21 protein-coding genes and 1 tRNA gene are annotated in these 20,651 nt (G+C 42.2%); 14 read left to right on the top strand and 8 right to left on the bottom strand.

Annotated elements, in window-relative coordinates; all coding sequences use genetic code 11:
* Positions 1-10: 10 nt before the first annotated feature.
* From ACA086_RS06590 to ACA086_RS06580, 3 genes are read right to left on the bottom strand one after another with little or no spacing between them, the layout of a single operon-like run.
* Complete coding sequence (locus ACA086_RS06590) at positions 11-853, bottom strand: ATP cone domain-containing protein (RefSeq protein ID WP_371002556.1); 843 nt, start codon at positions 851-853, stop codon at positions 11-13.
* A 35-nt stretch (positions 854-888) separates the two neighbouring features.
* A complete protein-coding gene (locus ACA086_RS06585) occupies positions 889-1,734 on the bottom strand; it encodes a universal stress protein (protein WP_369747314.1) in 846 nt (281 codons plus the stop codon).
* Positions 1,735-1,750: 16 nt separating this feature from the next.
* The gene (locus tag ACA086_RS06580) at positions 1,751-2,596 is read right to left on the bottom strand and encodes a universal stress protein (protein ID WP_371002555.1); all 846 of its coding nucleotides are present in this window, start codon (positions 2,594-2,596) and stop codon (positions 1,751-1,753) included.
* A 115-nt stretch (positions 2,597-2,711) separates the two neighbouring features.
* Between ACA086_RS06580 and trxA the strand changes: the two genes are divergently transcribed.
* Positions 2,712-3,011, top strand: a complete 300-nt coding sequence (trxA, locus tag ACA086_RS06575; RefSeq protein WP_371002554.1) for a thioredoxin — start codon at positions 2,712-2,714, stop codon at positions 3,009-3,011.
* Positions 3,012-3,115: 104 nt separating this feature from the next.
* Here trxA and ACA086_RS06570 read toward each other — a convergent pair whose 3' ends face one another.
* Entirely contained in the window at positions 3,116-3,415 is a 300-nt protein-coding gene (locus ACA086_RS06570) for an HPF/RaiA family ribosome-associated protein (protein WP_371002553.1), read from the bottom strand.
* A gap of 259 nt (positions 3,416-3,674) precedes the next feature.
* On the opposite strand from ACA086_RS06570, the gene ACA086_RS06565 reads away from it, so the two are divergent.
* The 13 genes from ACA086_RS06565 to ACA086_RS06505 all read left to right on the top strand — a co-directional run bounded on the left by ACA086_RS06565 (position 3,675) and on the right by ACA086_RS06505 (position 15,857).
* Positions 3,675-4,784: an efflux RND transporter periplasmic adaptor subunit gene (locus ACA086_RS06565; RefSeq protein WP_371002552.1), complete on the top strand. Its 1,110-nt coding sequence runs from the start codon at positions 3,675-3,677 to the stop codon at positions 4,782-4,784.
* Positions 4,781-6,043: an ABC transporter permease gene (locus tag ACA086_RS06560; protein WP_371002551.1), complete on the top strand. Its 1,263-nt coding sequence runs from the start codon at positions 4,781-4,783 to the stop codon at positions 6,041-6,043. Before ACA086_RS06565 ends, ACA086_RS06560 begins: the two co-directional genes overlap by 4 nt.
* A gap of 9 nt (positions 6,044-6,052) precedes the next feature.
* Entirely contained in the window at positions 6,053-6,730 is a 678-nt protein-coding gene (locus tag ACA086_RS06555; protein WP_371002550.1) for an ABC transporter ATP-binding protein, read from the top strand.
* A gap of 80 nt (positions 6,731-6,810) precedes the next feature.
* A complete protein-coding gene (locus tag ACA086_RS06550; RefSeq protein ID WP_371002549.1) occupies positions 6,811-7,260 on the top strand; it encodes a hypothetical protein in 450 nt (149 codons plus the stop codon).
* Between the two features lie 30 nt (positions 7,261-7,290).
* Positions 7,291-8,376, top strand: a complete 1,086-nt coding sequence (locus ACA086_RS06545; protein WP_371002548.1) for a DUF6544 family protein — start codon at positions 7,291-7,293, stop codon at positions 8,374-8,376.
* A gap of 92 nt (positions 8,377-8,468) precedes the next feature.
* Positions 8,469-8,552, top strand: a tRNA-Leu gene (locus tag ACA086_RS06540).
* 113 nt (positions 8,553-8,665) lie between these two features.
* A complete protein-coding gene (locus tag ACA086_RS06535) occupies positions 8,666-9,916 on the top strand; it encodes an NAD(P)/FAD-dependent oxidoreductase (protein ID WP_371002547.1) in 1,251 nt (416 codons plus the stop codon).
* 124 nt (positions 9,917-10,040) lie between these two features.
* The gene (locus ACA086_RS06530; protein ID WP_371002546.1) at positions 10,041-10,940 is read left to right on the top strand and encodes a MerR family transcriptional regulator; all 900 of its coding nucleotides are present in this window, start codon (positions 10,041-10,043) and stop codon (positions 10,938-10,940) included.
* A gap of 32 nt (positions 10,941-10,972) precedes the next feature.
* Positions 10,973-12,430, top strand: coding sequence for a phytoene desaturase family protein (locus ACA086_RS06525; protein WP_371002545.1), 1,458 nt, complete (start codon positions 10,973-10,975; stop codon positions 12,428-12,430).
* A 10-nt stretch (positions 12,431-12,440) separates the two neighbouring features.
* Complete coding sequence (locus ACA086_RS06520; RefSeq protein WP_371002544.1) at positions 12,441-13,280, top strand: phytoene/squalene synthase family protein; 840 nt, start codon at positions 12,441-12,443, stop codon at positions 13,278-13,280.
* A 9-nt stretch (positions 13,281-13,289) separates the two neighbouring features.
* Positions 13,290-13,739, top strand: a complete 450-nt coding sequence (locus ACA086_RS06515) for a sterol desaturase family protein (protein WP_371002723.1) — start codon at positions 13,290-13,292, stop codon at positions 13,737-13,739.
* Positions 13,740-13,744: 5 nt separating this feature from the next.
* Positions 13,745-15,232: a 1-hydroxycarotenoid 3,4-desaturase CrtD gene (gene crtD, locus ACA086_RS06510; protein WP_371002543.1), complete on the top strand. Its 1,488-nt coding sequence runs from the start codon at positions 13,745-13,747 to the stop codon at positions 15,230-15,232.
* Positions 15,225-15,857, top strand: coding sequence for a carotenoid biosynthesis protein (locus ACA086_RS06505; RefSeq protein ID WP_371002542.1), 633 nt, complete (start codon positions 15,225-15,227; stop codon positions 15,855-15,857). The genes crtD and ACA086_RS06505 overlap by 8 nt, the downstream gene beginning before the upstream one ends.
* Here ACA086_RS06505 and ACA086_RS06500 read toward each other — a convergent pair.
* The 4 genes from ACA086_RS06500 to ACA086_RS06485 all read right to left on the bottom strand — a co-directional run bounded on the left by ACA086_RS06500 (position 15,854) and on the right by ACA086_RS06485 (position 20,650).
* The gene (locus ACA086_RS06500; RefSeq protein WP_371002541.1) at positions 15,854-16,573 is read right to left on the bottom strand and encodes a DUF3291 domain-containing protein; all 720 of its coding nucleotides are present in this window, start codon (positions 16,571-16,573) and stop codon (positions 15,854-15,856) included. The two genes, ACA086_RS06505 and ACA086_RS06500, sit on opposite strands and share 4 nt — an antisense overlap.
* Positions 16,570-17,136 (bottom strand): TlpA family protein disulfide reductase, encoded by a 567-nt coding sequence (locus ACA086_RS06495; RefSeq protein ID WP_371002540.1) that lies wholly within the window; start codon positions 17,134-17,136, stop codon positions 16,570-16,572. The genes ACA086_RS06500 and ACA086_RS06495 overlap by 4 nt, the downstream gene beginning before the upstream one ends.
* A gap of 64 nt (positions 17,137-17,200) precedes the next feature.
* On the bottom strand, positions 17,201-19,474 hold the full coding sequence (locus ACA086_RS06490; RefSeq protein ID WP_371002539.1) for an aconitate hydratase: 2,274 nt from the start codon (positions 19,472-19,474) through the stop codon (positions 17,201-17,203).
* A gap of 222 nt (positions 19,475-19,696) precedes the next feature.
* Positions 19,697-20,650 (bottom strand): AAA family ATPase, encoded by a 954-nt coding sequence (locus tag ACA086_RS06485; protein WP_371002538.1) that lies wholly within the window; start codon positions 20,648-20,650, stop codon positions 19,697-19,699.
* Position 20,651 lies beyond the last annotated feature (1 nt).

The raw sequence follows: 20,651 nt of genomic DNA, 5'->3' as shown, positions 1-20,651 counted from the left end.
CGGGTTATTTTTAAACATGACATAGTTGCTCAACCTCTTTTAAAATCCGGGCTTTACGGGTATCGGAAACCCCTAAATGATCCAGATAGAAAGTGTCCTTTAAGAGTTGTCTGAACAGCACTATATCCCTGCTTAGAAGAAATTGTTTCTCTCTTTTTGAAAGCAGGGTGGAAACAGTTATCGGATATAAAGCAAGTCGGTCTATTCTGTTTTTTAACCCGTCATCCCTGGGATAGTCCCAGCTCAATAAATAAAGTCCGGCACATGTTCCGTAGTCTACTGCGTCTTTCGTAAAACGCGTATTCGTGACCACCCATCCCTCATCCGGTTTCTTCAACCCGGGAATATTTTTACTATTCCCTGCCTTAACATCCTTAAACCTGGAGTTTATATACAAGGGTACTTTTACATTACATTTGCGTCCCTCTTCCCCATGGAATTTGCATTCTATCAGAAATGTCCGGCCATTTTTCTTTGCCAGGACATCGATCTCGTGGGATACACAATGGCCTTTTACTATTTCCCCTATTTGGGTGTCATAACCCGAAAACTGTAATAAAGTGCTGATAAATTTCTCGAAAGGAAATCCGGTGGGGCCAAGTTCATAAATGGCCCTCTTTAATTTGTATTTGGAGGCATAAACAGGTCGTTTCTTCTTTAACATGGCATAAGCCCTGTTGTAGATTTCACGGGTACTGATTCCAGGATAAAGCTCCTCCTTAACTTTCTCAATGATGTTTTTGACTGTATTTTTATCTGCCCCACTATTGTGAAGTGAATCCGCGAGTTTAAGGGAAGAAAAGGGTACCCGTTCTCCTGAAGACTTCCTGATCTCTATTGTATTCTCTTCCATAATCCAAAATGTGCTTGTAGCGGATCAAAATACCCTTATTCATTAGGATGTGGCAATACTAGGAAAGGGATGGTCACATGAAAGCCTATCTTTTTAATAACGGGCTCAATGAATAATCGTTCCAAAAAGGTGTGTTTGTTCTGGATCATTGCCAGGAGGTCTACCCTGGATTTCGCTTTAAATCCATTGATCCCTTCAATAATTTCCTGACTGGGGACATCGTGAAACTCATGGTTGAGATCACGGAACATTTCAGACAAACTATTTTTATTCTTTTCCTGCTTCTCGTTAAGCTCAAAACCAGTTGAAACATGAAGAATATTAATTTTCGCCTGATGCCGGCTGACAAGATCCATCAAAACCGACAACTTTGTATGCTCATAGTCGATCTCATAATCAGTTGGAAACAGAATAGCTTTTGGCTTTTCATATTTGTAATTGGCGGGAATTGCCATAACCGGACATGGTGCTTTTTTGATCACATGTACGGTATGAGAACCCAGAAATATTTCTTTAGCCCCGGTGGCTCCCTGTGTGCCCATGACAACCATGTCTACCTCTTCTTTTTTAGCCAGGTCAATAATCTCATCTACCAGGAGGTTAAAAACGGAATGGGTGATAAAGCTGTGTTTCGGATTTTTAAATCGGCGTTCCAGCTTTTTCTTGAGTTCATCCAGATGTTCCATGGAAAAGGATTGATAAACATCCCCCAACCCAATCTGCCCGGGACTATGCAGTATATACTCCGATTGATAAATGGCCGGAGTATAAGTGTTAAGAAGAATAAACCTGCATTCTTCCTTCTTGAAAAATTCAAGAGCATAGGAAACTGCATTATACGCATTCTTTGAAAAATCAGTAGGGAGAATAATCGTTTTCATCTTAGTCTTTTTAATGTTAACGGGGGATATTCTGTAGTATCAAAAATGGGATTTTGATATGCAGTCCGAGGGTGTTTACCGTAGAAGGCATCAACATATCCTCAAGATGAGAGTGCCGGGTATTGACCATAACCAGCATGTCTATATTCTGATGAACTATATATTTGGATATAGCCATCGTTTTGTCTTTTTCTTCGGTAGTCTCAAACGTTAAATTGGCCTTCCGTAATTCTTTTTTGAGAAATTCCTTATTGTCTTCCTGCCTCAGGGAGGGTTTTTTCATCGGATCGATATACAACATATGTATGTTTGAGCGGAATGAACCTGTTAGTTCACAAAGCAATTTCAGCTCTCTCCTTTTATACGGGATCAGGTAATTGGTTGGAAATAATAATTCGCGGGGAGGATGATATTTATAATTTTCGGGAATGGCAAGGACCGGACATTGTATATACTTCATCACCATCAGGGTATTACTCCCAAAAGTAATGCTGCGGTCATTAGCCGCGCCTCTGGTTCCCATGACAACAATATCAATATTTTCCCTGTTCACCAGATCATTCACTTCGTCTATTAAAGAGCCGAAAGCCGGGATGGTAGATACAGAATGTCTGGGATTTGGAGAATACGCTTTAATTTTCTCAAGTACCTCTTTCAGGGATTGAGCTGACCTTTGTTCAATTTCTGCTTTTTTCGCTTCGAGTAATTTGCGGTCCGTGATATTTCCCAATTGATATACCTCATCTGCATAGGCGTGGAGAATGTAGATTTCACTACGTTCGTATTTGAAGATCTCACAGGCATACACCAATGCGTTGTAGGCATTATCTGAAAAATCAGTTGGCACCACTATCTTTCTCATGTAAAGTCTATTTAATATGTCTCTTAAAGGTACATTTTTTGTGAGACTCGAAGTATGATATTAATCAGTTCGCCCTCATATTTTTTTGAATAGTTTTGCGCTACAATTGTGAATAATGAAAAGTAATTTTAAAAAGATCGTATCCTCTGCGACACCTGTCCTGGTGGACTTCTATGCAGACTGGTGTGGCCCCTGTAAAGTACTTGCCCCTATCCTGAAGGAAGTAAAGGATTCAATGGGTGATTCTATCAAAATCATCAAAATTGATGTGGATAAAAATCCTTCCCTTGCTGCTAAATACCAGGTGCGAGGGGTTCCTACCATGATCGTCTTTAAAGAAGGAAAACCCATGTGGCAACAGTCCGGGGTTTTACAGAAAAAGGATATCGTCCGGGTACTGGAATCATACCTGTAGAATTAAACATACAGGCTCGCAAGTTATCCTCACCTTGTTGACAGCTACACAGGAGAAATATTTCTTCCTAAGGTGAAGGATTGAGAATAATGTACTTAAGAATCTTAATGTTTTGAATAAATAGCTTTGCGTTTTTTTAGTTGACGCTCTATATCCTTAAGGGTTTGGGCCGCAGCCTTTTCAAAGTTATCCTCTGTGGAAGTAGCAAAAATCCTGGGACCGGGCACCTCCATCTTCATTTCGCAAACCTTATTCTTTCCCCTCGGGTCATTTGAGAGTTTGAAATAAACATCTGTGCTGATAATCCAATCGTATTTGGCGCTGAGCTTCTCAAGTTTGTGGGTTAATAATTCATTCATGGCCTCACTGGTAGGCATGTGCAGGTATTGAATATTGATAGTCATACAATGAATTTATTTTACAGGTTTAAGATAGTAAGGAGCCCTGATCATTTCTATGACAATTATCAGGCTCCCGTCTTTTTGTCTAACATTCCTGTCACATTCTGACAAAATTCGAAACTAAAATAACAGGGATGTATCATGTAATTGTCCTACTTAAAAATACAATTATTTTTCTTAGTGAATTGCCTCTTTGGGTTAATCTGATAAATATCATAGGTCTCAGGCTATTTACAGGCTTATTTTTGTTAAAACACAATCGATGAACCGACGACAAGCCACTTCGATTTTTAAATTGGGCGTACTTACCCTGGGGATTATTTTTCTTGCAAACTGCGGTGATTCACGTGATAAAATAAAACCGGAAAAGACCTCTATCACAGAGTCTGTGTACTCTTCCGTCACCATCCAACCAGACAGTCTCTATCTTGCCTATGCAGCCGTAGGCGGAATCCTCGACAAAAACCTTGTGGAGGAAGGTGATACTATTCAAAAAGGGGGAGCAATAGCCCAAATCATTAATAACACTCCAAAACTAAACATGGAGAATGCCCGATTATCCCTCGAATTAGCCGAACAAAACTACCTTGGGAACAACGCTGTACTTGAAAGCCTTAGGGAACAGATTGAAGCCGCATCCCTGCAGTTCGCGAATGATTCCATCAATTATTTGAGGCAGAAAAAACTATGGGAACAAGGCATTGGAGCACGTGCAGAATACGACAACCGCAAACTAGCCTATGAGCTTTCACGTAACAACCTCAGTTTAAAAACCAGTGCATATGCCCAAACAAGAAACGAATTGGAAACCAGATACAGGCAGGCAAAGAATAATTACAGAACTTCAAGTATCAACGCCAGAGATTTCAGTATCGAAAGTAAAATCAACGGCACCGTTTACGCTCTTTATAAAAACCCGGGTGAGATAGTGACTACCATGGAACCCGTTGCCTCCGTTGGAAGCTCCTCAGATTTTATTATCGAGATGTTGGTAGATGAGGTGGATATCGTAAAATTAAGAACAGGTCAGCGCACTGTAATAAGTTTAGATGCATATCCCTCAAGGGTTTTTAAGGCAGTTGTAAGTAAGATCTATCCCAAAAAAGACGAACGATCGCAGACGTTTAAAGTGGAGGCCCTTTTTGAAAATCCACCCCCTACACTTTATCCTGGTTTGTCCGGGGAGGGTAATATTATAATCAATCAGAAAAATGATGCCCTGGTGATTCCCAAGGAATATCTGATCAATGACAGCCTGGTTGAAACCGATATCGGAATGGTAACCGTTGAAATTGGGATCCAGGATCTCGAACGAGTAGAGATCATTTCCGGAATTGACGAGACTACCTATTTGATTAAACCTACTCAATGACGAATTGGAAAGTCATATTGAATATTGCCAAAACCCATCTTCTTACCAAGATGAAGTCGACTGTTACGGCATCCCTGGGGGTCACCTTTGGGATCGGGGCATATATAACCCTGGTGAGTTTTATGACCGGACTTAACCAGATGCTGGACGATCTAATTCTGAATCAGACACCTCACATCCATCTATACAATGAGATTGAACCTTCAGAAAAGCAACCTGTTTCCCTGTACAAGGATTTTGAAAACTCACTCAATATGGTACATTCTGTAAAACCGAAGCAGAGTCAGCTAAAAATTCACAATGCATTACCCATATTAAATTACCTTAAAAAGGACGAAGGAGTAAGGGGAGCCACTCCACAGATGAGGGTACAGATCTTTTATTTGTCCGGCTCTATTGAGTTGGGAGGAAACCTTACAGGAATAGACATTATGGAGGAAGTGAGACTGTCAAATTTCAGGGACTATATCATCGATGGAAGTCCGGAAGCCCTGCGAAACCTGGAAAACGGCATACTGCTGGGTGCCGGACTTGCGAAAAAGATGTCGTTGGGCCTTGGCGACAGGGTTCAGGTAAGCACTGTAAAAGGATCGGTATTCCCGCTAAAAATTGTCGGTATCTACCAGAGTGGTATTGCTGAGATCGACAACATTCAAAGTTATGCCAATCTCAGTACGGTACAGCGAATTAGTGGTGAAGCCCAGAATTATATCACGGATATCAACGTTAAACTCCACGACCTGGCCGAGGCACTTCCAATGGCAAAAAAACTTGAAAAACAATTCGACATCAAGGCAACAGACATCAACACTGCCAATGCTCAGTTCGAGACCGGATCAGACATAAGAAACCTCATCACATATGCTGTCTCCATAACCCTGCTGATTGTTGCCGGTTTTGGAATTTACAATATCCTGAATATGCTTATTTACGAAAAGATGAATGATATCGCCATCCTCAAGGCTACCGGGTTCTCAGGGAGTGATGTTCAGCTGATTTTTATGAGTCAGGCCATGATCATTGGCCTGCTCGGGGGAATACTAGGACTGTTAGTAGGATTTGGGCTTTCGGTTTTTATAGACCAATTGCCTTTCGATACGGAGGCTCTTCCTACCATAACGACCTTCCCTGTAAATATGCAGTTCAGGTATTATGTGATAGGGATTGTTTTTGCTCTGTTGTCCACCTTTGTGGCAGGATATCTCCCTTCGAACAAAGCAAGAAAAATAGATCCGGTAAGGATCATCAGGGGAAATTAAGACAGGCTTATGAAACACGTACTGGAAGCAAGACTAATCAATAAAATCTTTCGGAAACCGGTAGATTTTCACGTGTTAAAAGATATCAGCTTTAAGGTAAGGGAAGGAGAATTCGCCTCAATTATGGGAAAATCAGGGTCGGGAAAATCTACATTATTGTATATCCTTTCTACTATGGATACCGACTATACAGGTGAATTATACCTCAATAATGAACTTGTCACCGGTAAATCACACCAGAAACTTTCCAGGATCAGGAATCAACACATTGGCTTTGTCTTTCAATTTCATTATCTGCTGTCAGAATTCTCAGTGCTGGAAAACGTTATGCTCCCTGCAAAAAAACTGGCAGTAAAATCAGAACATCAAATTAAAAGGGATGCCATGGAAAAACTCGAAATGCTCAATATCGGTAATCTGGCATCCAAAAGGGCCTCGAGGATCTCAGGAGGAGAAAAACAACGGGTTGCCATTGCCAGGGCCCTGATTAACAATCCCACTCTCCTGATGGGAGATGAGCCCACCGGAAACCTGGATAGTTTCAACGCAGATAATGTGCTTAAAATATTTAAACGGTTAAAGGAAGAACAGGGACTTTCGCTGCTGGTGGTAACACATGACCTTGATTTTGCCAAAAGTACAGACCGAATCATAGAGATGGAAGACGGGAAGATTGTCAAAGCATAGAACATTTCAAATATGACATAAATCATAATAAATACTCCCTGGCATGGATATATTTAAGGTAATTATTAAAAAGGACGACAATGGGTAACTCAGGCCGTACTTCAAACACCAGCGAAGAAAGAAAAACGAATTGGCAGGAATTGTATATTCTGGTAAAACACTGGAGATCAGATCTGGAATTTTATAAGGATGACATACGGTTTCTACAGCAACTCATTGAAAAATATCTGATCTGGATCACTAAAAAAGAAAATTTGGATCGCGTGGCCGGAATTCGCAAAAAAGAACACGACCTCGCCCTTAGCTGTGATGAGCTCCACCAAAACACAACCGATCATATAGGTATAATCGCTGATTTCCTGGAAGGTAAAGGAAATATTTCCGTAAGTGAATTCCTTAGCCGGCATGGGAAACTTGAAAAAAAGCTGTCTGATTTTGTAAAGGATTTTCGTGAAAGCAGGAAAGAAGTATTCAAGGTAACAGAATACGTCATGGATAGTGAAGAATTACAGAATATCCTTGATAGCTGACACTAATCAACTTTATTTAAAAAATTAAAGGTGAAACTATTGCTGGCCATACTGCTGCTGGTTCACGGTCTTATCCACCTACTAGGATTCCTGAAAGCTTTCGGAATTGGTCAATATCCAATGTTCAGCGTACAGATTGGACGTGTACATGGTCTTATCTGGCTCTTGTCCTTCTTTCTTCTCCTCCTCACAGCCTTAACTATGTATTTTAATCATAAGCTATGGCCATGGCTGGGCCTTCTGGCAATCTTAATTTCACAAATCCTGATTGTAATTTCCTGGGCTGATGCGAAATACGGTACATGGGTGAATCTATTACTGCTGTTAGTCATTATTCCTGGTATCGGGGAATTCTTCTTTAATAAAAAAGTGGATGGCGAAGTAAAACTCTTAACTAACCTTCAGGAGGTCAGTATAGACAAATCGGTAGATTCCAAACTAGGAAAAGCACTTCCTCCTATTGTAGCCGACTGGTTAAAAAATTCAGGAATAGGTTCTTCAGATTCAATTTCAAAGGTATACTTAACCCAAAAGGGTGAGATGAGGACCCGGCCAGATGGAAAATGGATGTCCTTTCAGGCCGAACAGTGGTTTTCAATAAAGGATCCCGGATTTATATGGAAAACCAGGGTTCAGATGCTCGGTCCTGTTTTTCTGAGCGGTCGGGATAAACTTATCGGGGGGAAGGGACAAATGGATATTTCACTACTTTCCCTTATACCGGTAGTTAGGGCCGACAACGACAGGGGAATAAACGAGGCAAGTATGACCAGATTCCTCGCAGAAATGATATGGTTTCCTTCCGCTGCGAATGAACCCTACATTAGCTGGGAATCAATCGGAACGCATAAGGCGAGAGCTGTTTCTACCTATGGAGACCAAAGTGTATCGGGTGTTTTTTCCTTTAATGATAAGGCGGAACCCATCGCTTTTGAAGCCATGCGCTATATGGAAACAGGGGAAAACGCCAAATTGGAGAAATGGGTGATCAAAAATCTATCTTTTAGAATCGTCAATGGAATCAGGATTCCCGATAAGTCGGAAATCATATGGGATCTGAAAGAGGGCGAATATCATTGGTTAACACTTGAGATATCAGAAATTCAATATGATTAAGGACCAGATAAAAAAATGCTTTTAATTCATTCCTTATTAAATTGGAGGATACCAAATAGGTTTCTATCTTTGCCCACCAAAAATTCCTATTTGCCCACGTGGTGGAATTGGTAGACACGCTACCTTGAGGGGGTAGTGTTCGCAAGGACGTGCTGGTTCGACTCCAGTCGTGGGCACTTTTAACCGCTTTTCTTTTATTATAAAAAGAATGGCGGTTTTTTTGATTCCGATTTTATCAATTCCCTATTTTAGTGACACTTTTAAAACAAAAAAGTTTCAGCTGTAAACGATGAGCAAAAGCATTCTGATTGTAGGTGGCGGTATTATTGGTCTGAGCTGTGCGTATTTTTTGCAAAAGGAAGGGCATGAAGTCACCGTAATTGACAAATCGAATATGGATGGCGGTGCTTCCTATGTCAATGCCGGTTACCTTACTCCCAGTCATATCATACCCCTTGCCTCTCCCGGCATGATGGCGAAAGGAATTAAATGGATGTTCAATAGCAGCAGTCCGTTTTATATGAAACCCAGACTGAATTCTGATTTTATCCGATGGGCCTGGGCTTTTAATAAGTCATCTACCCGCGCCCATGTTGAGAAGGCCATTCCTTTGATCAAGGATATTAATTTACTGAGCAAGGAATTGTATACAGCCATGCATGAATCGGGAGAAATGGGAGCCTTCCAACTTGAGAAAAAGGGCTTGTTGATGTTGTACAAAACCCGGAAGGAATGCCTGCATGAAAAAGAGGTCGCCAGGAGGGCAGCCGACGAAGGCCTGGAAGTTACAGAACTTACACGCCCTGAACTGGATAAGTTACAGCCCAACCTCAGTCCTGACATCGATGGGGCTGTTCATTATTTGTGCGATGCACATACTTCACCCAACGAGATCATGGACCGCCTCAAAATGTACCTGAGGGTGCAAGGGATAGTGATCAAATCAAATGAAAGAGTAATCGGTTTTAGTCAGAGTGCCAAACAAATTACCAAAACAATCACAGACAAAGCATCCTATACCACAGATGAAGTGGTAATGGCGGGCGGATCCTGGACTTCAGCTCTGCTTAAAAATCTCGGGATCCGGATGCTGCTTCAGCCTGGAAAAGGATACAGGATCAATGTGAACAGGGATATAGGAGTTCTCCTTCCGGCCATCCTCATGGAAGCCAAAGTAGCGGTGACCCCCATGACGCATTTTACCCGATTTGCAGGAACCATGGAATTCTCAGGAATCAACAGCTTTATCCGGAAAGAAAGAGTGAACGCCATAGCCAGGGCAGCGGAAGAATATTATCCCACCATTAGAATAACAGAGGAAGAGAGAGGAGCAGCACAATGCGGTCTAAGGCCTGTGAGTCCGGACGGACTTCCTTATATTGGGCGGACATCGGGCTTTACCAACCTGACAGTGGCCACAGGCCATGCCATGATGGGATGGAGCCTGGGACCGGCTACAGGTAAACTCGTGTCAGAACTTATCTCAGATCAACCTTTGTCCATGCCTCTGGACTCCTTTCATCCCGATCGTACTTTTTAGAATTCCGACTTCTATTTTCGTAACGTCCGCACAAAAAATCTCCAGTTTCTATAAAATTTTAACGTTCCTCTTAGAAGTATCACTATCAAAAATTGTAAATTTGTTTAACTTTTAGTGATATATAATGAACAACGTAAAAAAATTCTTTAGTATCAGGGACCTGGAAAATCTGTCCGGAATAAAGGCCCATACTATTCGTATCTGGGAAAAAAGGTACAACCTTTTAAGTCCGGAGCGGACAGCGACCAACATCCGCACCTACAGTTTAGCAAGTTTACAAAAGCTGTTAAACATAACCTTACTTTACAACAGCGGGTATAAGATTTCCAAGATCGCCAAGATCTCCGAGGATGAATTGCCAATAGTGGTAAGGGAATTGGTAGCAAACAACAGTACTAAAAGTCATGCCATCAACGCTTTTAAGTTATCCATGATCAATTTTGATCTGCCTCTTTTTCAAAAGACCTACAACAGCCTGATAGCAGAGCGATCTTTCAGGGAAATTTTCTGGGAAGTTTTTATTCCCCTCCTCAATGAATTGGGCCTACTCTGGCAAACAGACACCATCAGCCCTTCCCATGAACATTTTATCACTAATCTGATTAAACAAAAAATTTACACCAGCACAGAGAAAATACAGGCGGTTGAACCCAGCAGGGAAGATAAGGTATTTGTCTTGTTCCTCCCTGAAAATGAAATCCATGAAATTGGATTGCTCTTTGTAAACTATGAACTATTACTCCGCGGATATAAGACTATTTATCTGGGGCAGACTATGCCTCTTGAAAGTCTGACAGACCTTCAGAAATATTATAATAATCTGCATTTCCTTTCCTATTTTACCGTTATCCCGACTAAAGACGGATTGGAACAATACATAGGGGATTTCAACGAAATTCTGAGTCCGGAAGGAGCCTCCAAGTTATGGATACTGGGCAGACAAACACAGTTTCTTACCAAGGACAAACTTCCAGGTCACATCAGGGCTTTCGAATCTGTTGAACACCTGGCAGCTGCACTGTAAATACATCTCCTTTATGGCAAGATTTAATTAACATGAGTAAGAACGTTGCAATCATAGGGTCTGGGTTTTCCTCTCTTTCTGCGGCCTGCTATCTGGCGAAAGCAGGATTTGAGGTGGATGTTTACGAGAAAAATAAAACCGTCGGCGGTAGGGCGAGACAACTCGTAAGAGATGGTTTCACTTTCGACATTGGCCCCAGCTGGTACTGGATGCCCGACATTTTTGAACGCTTTTTCAACGATTTCGGTAAGAGCACCTCAGATTATTATCAGCTGGATAAGTTGAGTCCGGCCTATAAGATATTTTTTTCAGACGATGTGATTACCATCGGGGACAGCATGGACAATATTTGCGAAGAATTTGAGCGTATTGAACCCGGTAGTTCGGTACATCTGCGAAAATTTATCGCCAAAGCTCAGGAGAATTACAACATCGCCATCAATAAAATAGTCTATCGTCCTGGTCTGTCACCCTTTGAATTAGTGACCAAGGAGACGGCTCTAAGAGTTGACCAATTCTTTAAAACGATAAGCGGGCAGGTCCGGAAACAATTTAAAAATCCCAAACTTATTGCTACACTGGAGTTCCCGGTACTATTCCTTGGCGCAAAACCCAGTAAAACTCCTTCTTTTTACAGTTTTATGAATTTCGCCGATTTTGGCCTGGGCACCTGGCATCCCAAAGGTGGGATGTATAAAATTATTGAGGGGATGAAATCCCTGGCGGAAGAGCTCGGTGTGCAGATCCATACGGGATACCCGGTTGATAAAATCATGGTCACCAATGGAAAAGTTGAAGGGATTGAGGTAAACCAGCAGAATGTAAGGGCCGATTTTGTCCTATCCGGAGCAGACTATCACCACTCGGAAACTCTATTAGATCCACAGTACCGCCAGTACTCTGAAGCCTATTGGGAAAGAAAAACATTTGCCCCATCTTCCCTCCTGTTTTACGTTGGCTTTGATAAGAAAATAAAGAACATAGAACACCACAATCTGTTTTTCGATACTGATTTTGAACGACATGCTGAAGAGATTTACGACGATCCTAAATGGCCTACTGAGCCTCTTTTTTATGTAAACTTTCCCTCTGTAACCGATGCCTCCCTGGCACCTGAAGGATATGAAACCGGTTTTTTTCTCGTTCCCATCGCTCCTGATCTTGAAGATAATGATGAATTGAGAGAACAGTACTTCGATGTTATCATAAAAAGACTGGAAGAGCGTACCGATCAGCAGCTAAAAAATAATATTATATTTAAAGAGTCCTTTTGTGTCAACGACTTTAAGGAGCAGTATAATTCGTATAAGGGTAATGCCTATGGGATGGCCAACACCCTTTTGCAAACTGCTTTTCTGAGACCAGGTCTCAAAAGTAATAAAGTAAAAGATCTCTATTTCACCGGACAATTGACCGTTCCGGGTCCGGGGGTGCCACCTTCGCTGATTTCGGGTAAATTGGTATCCGAACTCATAAGTCAACAAAAGTAATTATCAATTCATGAAGTCAATTTTCGACACCGTATCATTTGAGTGCAGCAAGATTGTTACCCAGTCTTACAGTACTTCCTTTGCCCTTGCAACCAAGATGCTTGCTCCATCTATCAGGAAGGACATTTATAATATTTATGGATTTGTTCGCTTTGCCGATGAAATTGTAGATTCCTTTCACGACTACAACAAGGAAGAACTATTTGAGGCTTTTGAAAAAGAACTGGATAACAGTTTGAATAACAAAATCAGCCTAAATCCCATCCTGAACTCATTTCAGCATACTTTTCATCAATATGCAATTCCCCGTCACCTCGTAGATTCCTTTATGAAGAGTATGAGAATGGATCTTGATAAAAAAGTATACACAACTCATGAAGAATTTAAGGAATACATCTATGGGTCGGCAGACGTGGTAGGGCTGATGTGCCTCAGGGTTTTTGTCAAAGGAGATGATCGGCAATACGAGGACCTCAAGGAATCTGCAATGGCTCTGGGTTCGGCCTTTCAAAAGGTTAATTTTCTAAGGGATCTAAAAGCCGATTACGAACTCCTGGAAAGGTCGTATTTCCCCAACACTAATCTGCTTCAACTTGACGAGGATTCCAAAACACGAATTGTTGAGGAAATTAAGGAAGATTTCAGAAAGGGCTATGAGGGAATCGCAAAACTGCCAAATGACGCCAAATTTGGCGTCTATACAGCGTATAAATACTATTATCAACTATTGAGAAAACTTCAGCGGACCCCATCCCTAGAAATTAAAAATGTGCGGATCAGGGTCCCGAACTATCAAAAATTTGGATTATTGGCCACTTCATACGTAAATTATAAACTAAAATTGGTATAATCAGTAATGATGGAAATAGCACTCTGGATCTTAATTTTCTTTATCACATTCTGCATTATGGAATTTATGGCCTGGTTTACCCATAAATATGTGATGCATGGATTTCTCTGGAGCCTGCACAGGGACCACCACAGGAAAGACCACGACTCCTGGTTTGAACGCAATGATACCTTTTTTATCTTTTATGCGGTTGTGAGTATGTCCTTTATTCTTCTGGCGGGGAATAGTGAATTCTGGTATGGATACCCTATCGGATTTGGAATCATGGCTTATGGCGCGACCTATTTCCTGGTCCATGACATATTTATTCATCAGCGGTTTAAGATTTTCAGAAACGCCAACAACTGGTATGCAAGAGGTGTGCGGCGTGCCCACAAGATTCATCACAAGCATCTAGGCAAGGAAGATGGAGAGTGTTTTGGTATGCTATGGGTTCCCTTTAAATACTTTAAGAAATAAGCTCCATGCCAAATGCCATAGTGATTGGCTCGGGTATTGCGGGTTTGGCTTCAGCGCTCAGAATCCGCAAGCTGGGTTATGAGGTTGATGTCTTCGAAAAAAATTCTTATCCCGGCGGTAAACTCCATGCCATTTCACAGGATGGTTTTCGCTTCGACCTGGGTCCATCCTTATTTACCATGCCTCATTTTATCGAGGAAATTTATCATCTTTTTAAGCTCGATCCGAGCTTATATTTTCAATATTTAAGAAAAGATACTGTCTGCAACTATTTCTGGACAGACGGGAGCCGTTTTTCAGTTAACGCCAATCAGGATGTATTTGTAAAGGAGGCTGCCGATTTTTTTGACGAAAGTCAGACCAACATCCAGGCTTATCTCCAACGGAATAGGAAAAAATACGAACTTACTGCCGGTATTTTCCTCGAAAACTCATTGCACAAACTGAAAACCTACCTCAGTGCGGAGACTATTAAAGCGATGCTTCAACTTCATTCGCTGGATCTTATGCAATCGCTGAATGAGGTGAATACAAAGAATTTCAGGAATCCAAAACTCGTACAGCTTTTTAATCGTTATGCCACTTATAATGGTTCTTCTCCTTACCAAACTCCGGGGATAATGTCCCTTATTCCCCATCTGGAAATGCATTACGGCACCTTTATACCCAAAGGAGGGATGCACCGTATCAGTCAGAGCCTATTTGAACTGGCCAAAGATCAGGGAATACAATTTCATTTTAATGAAAAGGTAGATAAAATTGTCGTGGAAGATAGTACAGCAAAGGGAATCACCACTTTAAAAACGAGCTATTCGGCAGATATAGTAGTTTCCAATATGGATATTTACCCCACCTATAAACATCTATTGCCCGGACTTAATCCTCCTACTAAAACGCTTGAACAGGAAAGATCCAGTTCGGCCCTGATCTTTTACTGGGGAATTAAAGGAACATTTAAAGAACTCGATCTTCACAATATCTTTTTCAGCGATGATTACGAGGGTGAGTTCAAATCGATTTTCAGGGATAGAACACTTTCAGACGATCCAACCGTGTATGTAAACATAACAGCAAAGGACGTGGCCGGTGATGCTCCTCCGGGCTGCGAAAACTGGTTTGTTATGATTAATGCTCCGGGGGATTACGGGCAGGACTGGAATGCATTAAAAGAAAAGGCGCGCAGACTTATTCTTGAGAAATTATCAGCCTGTCTCAAGAGCGCAATTGAACCCCTTATAGTTACTGAACACGTTTTAGATCCTGAAGGCATACAGGAAAATACGAGCTCTTACCGTGGTGCCCTCTATGGTGCAGCCAGCAATTCGAGATTTGCCGCTTTTCTAAGACATCCCAATTTTACCCGCCAGGTTCAAAACCTATATTTTTGTGGGGGATCTGTCCATCCGGGAGGGGGAATCCCGCTCTGCCTTCTTTCTGCTAAAATTGTAGGAGATCTTGTGCCCGATACTAATTCAAACCGAGAACATGCCTGAATTAAAAAACGGAAACTGGGCCCTTTGGGTAATCTGGATATTCAATATTTCAGCACTTATTGGAATCAGCCTTGGATTTGAAGCGTGGTTCGTGGCAAAAACACCCATAAATCTTGTTATTTCTTCTATTTTGCTCTTCCTGGTTTTCCCGATAGATACCCGCAAGAAGACGGCAGTATTTGCCTTATTGTGGATTCTGGGGATGCTGGCCGAATGGGTGGGAGTAAAATACGGGATCCTCTTTGGCACTTATGAGTACGGAGCCAATCTCGGGCCTAAATTAGACGGTGTTCCCTACCTAATAGGTGTCAACTGGGCACTTCTTAGCCTTATTACGGCACGCCTTGCACAATACCTGCTTAAAAAGTCGGCCCTACAATTGATCTTCGCCGCTTTATTGATGCTGGTTCTCGATTTCTTTATGGAGCAAAGTGCTCCCCGCTTTGATTTCTGGGAGTTTGAACAGGGCATTGTTCCCCTCTCTAATTATATCTGCTGGCTTGCCGTTGCCCTGATTTTTCAGTTTATAATTCATCGAACAAAGATAACCGGCGATTTAAAGTTTTCCGCGCATCTGTACGTAGCACAACTGGTTTTTTTCCTGTACTTTTTTCTTTGGTTTTAATGTGGTGCAGAAGCTGTGAAGATCCATTGATTTATTCCATTCCAGCTCCCCAGGGAACGGTAAGGTTGAAAGCGGGAAAATAGTTCCTCCTTATACCAGCCTATAGTTCGCGTATCCCCTATAACCTTTATGTGCTCTTTGCTCCTGTAGGCAAAATCGTCCAGAGCTTTCTGGTTTTCCCAAAGACTAAAGGTCGCCATTTGCATATAGGGAACCTCCCCTACTCCTTTTGTGTAAATGAGTCCGGCATTATCCTTCAGAGGCCTTTGAGAAGCAGGAACGCTCTTCCAGAATCTGCGTAAATACTTCACTTTAATAGTAGCCCTGGTGATAACAGCAATGTAAGGGATGTCTTCAGCAAGTTCGGGGTGCATGGCAAAGGGATTATTTCCATCCCATTTTCCCCTCGCCATTTTATTCCTCATATAAAGAGTCCAGTGTTCAGAGCTGCACTTCCTATACTTCTTCATCAGCGAAGAATGCCGGAAAAATTCATCCGCTTTATCCTCAGTATCCCAGACTTGTAGCAAGGCGTAGACGCTCCAATCGGGTCTGGGATCAAATCCTTTCCTACCGGTTCCCAATAGTTTGTAAAAGGACAGTCCCTGCGTTCTACGCAAAGTAGGGTGGGCAAATTGCATCATCCCAAAAGCCCAGAATTTGGCATACAGGCTTCGGTATTTGAAGAATGTCAGGGTAGTAATCTGTGTTGTCAAGTTCGGGCCTTCAATAGATCTTCCATTAAACTCATGATCCTGGCATTATCCCAATCGGCTATTCCTTCTTTCTTAACGACAATTCTCCCTTTCTTATCGAGGATATAAGTCCCGGGGGGTTCAAGGGCAGGAAGTGGCGATCTGTCTCCGATAATCAGATATGTGACAGGAAAATCAAAATTATTTTCCTCCATAAATTCAAGTACAGGTTCCTGTTCTTCGTCGGTTATGATATAGAAATCGACTTTGCCTTTGTAGGTATCATAAAGGTTCTGAATGCTCTTTAATTCAGCTGCACTTGGAAGTCGCCATGAGGCCCAGAAATTAATAAAAACGACTTTCCCTTCAGATTTTTCAAAATTGAAAAACTCCCAATTCTCATTCTTTAACCGCCAATTGTAGTCTTCAATCTGAATTCGCTGCTCTGCTGGAATCACATCTGCTGAACCGGCAAATAACCTGTTTAACATGATCTTACTGTGATACCCCAATGGGGTAACAAAAAAAGACAGAATAAATACAATCAGAAGAATGTTGAGAACCGTCTTTTTTTTAATGGCCATGTAAAGCTGTCTTATTTAATAATTTACGTCTTCTGGGTTGTCCAGTACAATCAAATAAGACGGATTAGGCTGCATTTTCCTTCTTGATAACATTGAGGGCCGATCCTTCCCTGAACCATGCAATCTGCGGCGCATTATAAGTATGGTTGGTCTTGATCATGTCTTTGGAGCCGTCCTTGTGCACTACCTCAATGGTAAGTGGAACATCCGGGGCAAAATCCTGAATATCGACAAAGTTGAAGGTGTCATCCTCCTGAATTTTATCATAATCATTTTCATTGACAAAGGTAAGTGCCAGCATCCCCTGTTTTTTCAGGTTGGTCTCATGTATCCTGGCAAAGGATTTAACCAGTACAGCAGCTACCCCAAGGTGTCTTGGTTGCATGGCAGCGTGTTCCCTTGAGGAACCTTCCCCGTAATTATGATCTCCTACAACAATGGTCTTAATCCCTTTGGCCTTATAAGCTCTTTGGGTGTCGGGTACACCACCGTATTCCCCTGTAAGCTGGTTCTTGACGAAATTGGTCTTCTTATTAAAGGCATTGACAGCACCGATAAGGGTGTTGTTAGCGATATTGTCTAAATGTCCCCGGTAGCGTAACCATGGACCCGCCATGGAAATATGGTCTGTAGTACATTTCCCGAAAGCCTTAATCAACAATTTCATGCCCTGCAGGCTTTCATTGGTGATAGGTGTAAATGGTGCAAGGAGTTGCAGCCTTTCGGAGTCTGACGCTACTTTAACATCTACGGAACTTCCGTCTTCTCTTGGGGCAACGTATCCTGCATCTTCCACTGCAAAACCTTCCGGAGGCAGTTCGTATCCGCGAGGCTCGTCGAGTTTTACTTCCTGTCCTTCTTCATTGATCAGAGTATCTGTAACCGGGTTAAAGTCTAACCTTCCGGCGATTGCAATCGCGGTAACCAGTTCTGGCGAACCTACAAATGCCAGGGTGTTTGGATTTCCATCAGCCCTTTTGGCAAAATTCCGGTTAAAAGAGTGTACAATCGTATTTCGGGGGCCGTCGGCCGCTTTGTCTCCATAACGGTCCCACATCCCAATACAGGGCCCGCAGGCATTGGCAAATACTGTTGCTCCTATATTATTAAATGTCTTGATAAAGCCATCGCGTTCGATGGTGAATCTCACCAATTCAGAACCTGGAGTAATAGTGAACTTCGATTTTGTTTTTAATTTCTTTTCTGAAACCTGTTTTGCAAGAGAAGCTGCCCTGGAAATATCTTCATAAGACGAATTTGTACATGATCCGATCAGGCCTACTTCCACATTCAATGGCCAGTCATTGGCTTTTGCAGCCTCGCTCATTTTGGAAATTGGTGTGGAAAGATCCGGAGTAAAGGGACCGTTAAGATGAGGCTCAAGGGTAGAAAGGTCGATCTCAATCACCTGATCAAAATATTTTTCCGGCTCCTCGTATACTTCGGGGTCTGCGGTGAGGTATTCCGCTACTTTCTTGGCTTCGTCTGCGACATCAGCCCGGTCTGTGCCTCTCAGGTAGCGGTCCATGGAATCATCATACCCAAAGGTTGAAGTTGTCGCTCCCACTTCAGCTCCCATATTACAAATAGTACCTTTTCCTGTACATGACATGGAAGTAGCTCCTTCGCCAAAATATTCTATAATAGCGCCCGTCCCACCTTTAACTGTGAGAATGTCTGCCACTTTAAGAATAACGTCTTTGGGTGCGGTCCACCCGCTTAATTTACCTTTTAATTTTACACCTATAAGTTTGGGGAATTTCAGCTCCCATGCCATCCCGGCCATCACGTCAACGGCATCAGCACCCCCCACGCCTATGGCTACCATTCCCAGTCCGCCCGCATTTACGGTATGCGAATCGGTTCCTATCATCATCCCTCCCGGAAAAGCGTAGTTTTCCAGTACTACCTGGTGGATAATCCCCGCACCTGGTTTCCAGAAACCAATCCCGTATTTATTGGAAACAGATTCGAGAAAATCAAATACTTCGTTACTGGTTTTATTTGCTCTTTTGAGATCAGCCTCAGCACCCACTTTTGCCTGTATCAGGTGGTCGCAGTGCACCGTAGTAGGAACCGCAACTTTAGGTTTCCCTGCATGCATAAATTGTAAAAGTGCCATTTGTGCCGTAGCATCCTGGCAGGCAACCCGATCCGGGGCAAAATCGACGTAATCCTTTCCCCTTCTGAAAGTGGCTGAAGGAATACCTTCCCAAAGATGAGAGTAAAGAATTTTCTCAGATAGGGTAAGAGGTTTTCCTACCAGCTCCCGAGCTTTATCCACCCGTTCTCCCATCCTGGCGTAAACGCCCTTAATCATGTCGATATCAAATGCCATTGTACGTTGATTTATCAATTGTTAATCCCCCAAAGATAGAAAATTAAAAGGGGTTATTGAAACTTTTTAAATCCCTGATAAAGTATTATCAAGTCAGCAAAATAGGCCCCCTTCCATTACTTAGAGTCGAAAAAAAATGAATGAGAATAAGGGAATTGAAAATTACGGACTTAATTTTTTAAGCCTGTTCCGAAATTAGACTATTCCAGGAATAAAATACTTCTACATTAAATGGCGGATGATATCTTCCTCGCTGATTCCCTCTGCTTCTGCCTTGTAGTTTTTTATGATCCGGTGTCTCAGGATTCCGAGTGCCACGGCTTGTACATCTTCAATATCAGGAGAAAATTTACCATTTACAGCCGCATGTGCCTTGGCCCCGAGTACCAGATTTTGCGATGCCCTGGGTCCGGCGCCCCAATCGAGGTATTGATTGATATAATCTGAAGATGAAGGAGTTCCCGGGCGTGTATTGTTTACCAGTTTAACCGCATATTCAACTACATTGTTTGGGACGGGTATCCTCCTCACAAGATGTTGTACGGCCAGAATTTCCCCGGCATTGAATAAGGCATTTATACTTGCCTCTTCGTCATCGGTGGTTTCCTTCACGATCTGAACTTCTTCGGCTAAGGAAGGATACTTTAACTCGATAGCAAACATAAACCGGTCTAACTGTGCTTCGGGTAATGGATATGTACCTTCCTGTTCAATAGGATTCTGCGTGGCCAGAACAAAATATGGAGCCCCCAGTTTATGTCTTTCTCCGGCAATCGTCACTGCTTTTTCCTGCATAGCCTCGAGAAGAGCAGCCTGAGTTTTAGGTGGTGTTCTGTTGATTTCATCAGCAAGGATGATATTGGCAAATACAGGGCCTTTTATAAATTTAAAGGTCCTGCTTTGATCCAACACTTCGCTCCCCAGAATATCACTGGGCATGAGATCGGGTGTGAACTGTATGCGTTTAAAATCAAGGCCCAGGGTTTGTGCTATCGTATTAACCATCAGTGTTTTAGCCAGTCCTGGAACACCGATTAGCAGGGAGTGACCTCCGGTGTATATTGACAACAGAATAAGATCAATAACCTCATCCTGACCTACAATAACCTTGGCAATTTCCCTTTTCAGGGCAAGGTGTTTTTTCCCTAATTCCTCAATGGCCTTTACATCTGACATA

Origin of the sequence: Muriicola sp. E247 (assembly GCF_041358175.1) — a bacterium.
Taxonomy (GTDB): Bacteria; Bacteroidota; Bacteroidia; order Flavobacteriales; family Flavobacteriaceae; genus Muriicola.
The sequence above is the reverse complement of the archived record's forward strand: the minus strand, read 5'-3'. Positions and strand labels throughout refer to the sequence as shown.

Bases quoted from the DNA above. Each gene is read 5' to 3' on its own strand.
- ACA086_RS06490 (WP_371002539.1), bottom strand. From the start codon at position 19,474: ATGGCATTTGATATCGACATGATTAAGGGCGTTTACGCCAGGATGGGA.
- ACA086_RS06580 (WP_371002555.1), bottom strand. From the start codon at position 2,596: ATGAGAAAGATAGTGGTGCCAACTGATTTTTCAGATAATGCCTACAAC.
- ACA086_RS06590 (WP_371002556.1), bottom strand. From the start codon at position 853: ATGGAAGAGAATACAATAGAGATCAGGAAGTCTTCAGGAGAACGGGTA.
- ACA086_RS06485 (WP_371002538.1), bottom strand. From the start codon at position 20,650: ATGTCAGATGTAAAGGCCATTGAGGAATTAGGGAAAAAACACCTTGCC.
- ACA086_RS06585 (WP_369747314.1), bottom strand. From the start codon at position 1,734: ATGAAAACGATTATTCTCCCTACTGATTTTTCAAAGAATGCGTATAAT.
- ACA086_RS06530 (WP_371002546.1), top strand. From the start codon at position 10,041: ATGAACAACGTAAAAAAATTCTTTAGTATCAGGGACCTGGAAAATCTG.
- ACA086_RS06565 (WP_371002552.1), top strand. From the start codon at position 3,675: ATGAACCGACGACAAGCCACTTCGATTTTTAAATTGGGCGTACTTACC.
- ACA086_RS06555 (WP_371002550.1), top strand. From the start codon at position 6,053: ATGAAACACGTACTGGAAGCAAGACTAATCAATAAAATCTTTCGGAAA.
- ACA086_RS06570 (WP_371002553.1), bottom strand. From the start codon at position 3,415: ATGACTATCAATATTCAATACCTGCACATGCCTACCAGTGAGGCCATG.
- ACA086_RS06505 (WP_371002542.1), top strand. From the start codon at position 15,225: ATGCCTGAATTAAAAAACGGAAACTGGGCCCTTTGGGTAATCTGGATA.
- ACA086_RS06525 (WP_371002545.1), top strand. From the start codon at position 10,973: ATGAGTAAGAACGTTGCAATCATAGGGTCTGGGTTTTCCTCTCTTTCT.
- ACA086_RS06535 (WP_371002547.1), top strand. From the start codon at position 8,666: ATGAGCAAAAGCATTCTGATTGTAGGTGGCGGTATTATTGGTCTGAGC.
- ACA086_RS06495 (WP_371002540.1), bottom strand. From the start codon at position 17,136: ATGGCCATTAAAAAAAAGACGGTTCTCAACATTCTTCTGATTGTATTT.
- ACA086_RS06550 (WP_371002549.1), top strand. From the start codon at position 6,811: ATGGGTAACTCAGGCCGTACTTCAAACACCAGCGAAGAAAGAAAAACG.
- ACA086_RS06560 (WP_371002551.1), top strand. From the start codon at position 4,781: ATGACGAATTGGAAAGTCATATTGAATATTGCCAAAACCCATCTTCTT.
- trxA (WP_371002554.1), top strand. From the start codon at position 2,712: ATGAAAAGTAATTTTAAAAAGATCGTATCCTCTGCGACACCTGTCCTG.
- crtD (WP_371002543.1), top strand. From the start codon at position 13,745: ATGCCAAATGCCATAGTGATTGGCTCGGGTATTGCGGGTTTGGCTTCA.
- ACA086_RS06520 (WP_371002544.1), top strand. From the start codon at position 12,441: ATGAAGTCAATTTTCGACACCGTATCATTTGAGTGCAGCAAGATTGTT.
- ACA086_RS06515 (WP_371002723.1), top strand. From the start codon at position 13,290: ATGGAAATAGCACTCTGGATCTTAATTTTCTTTATCACATTCTGCATT.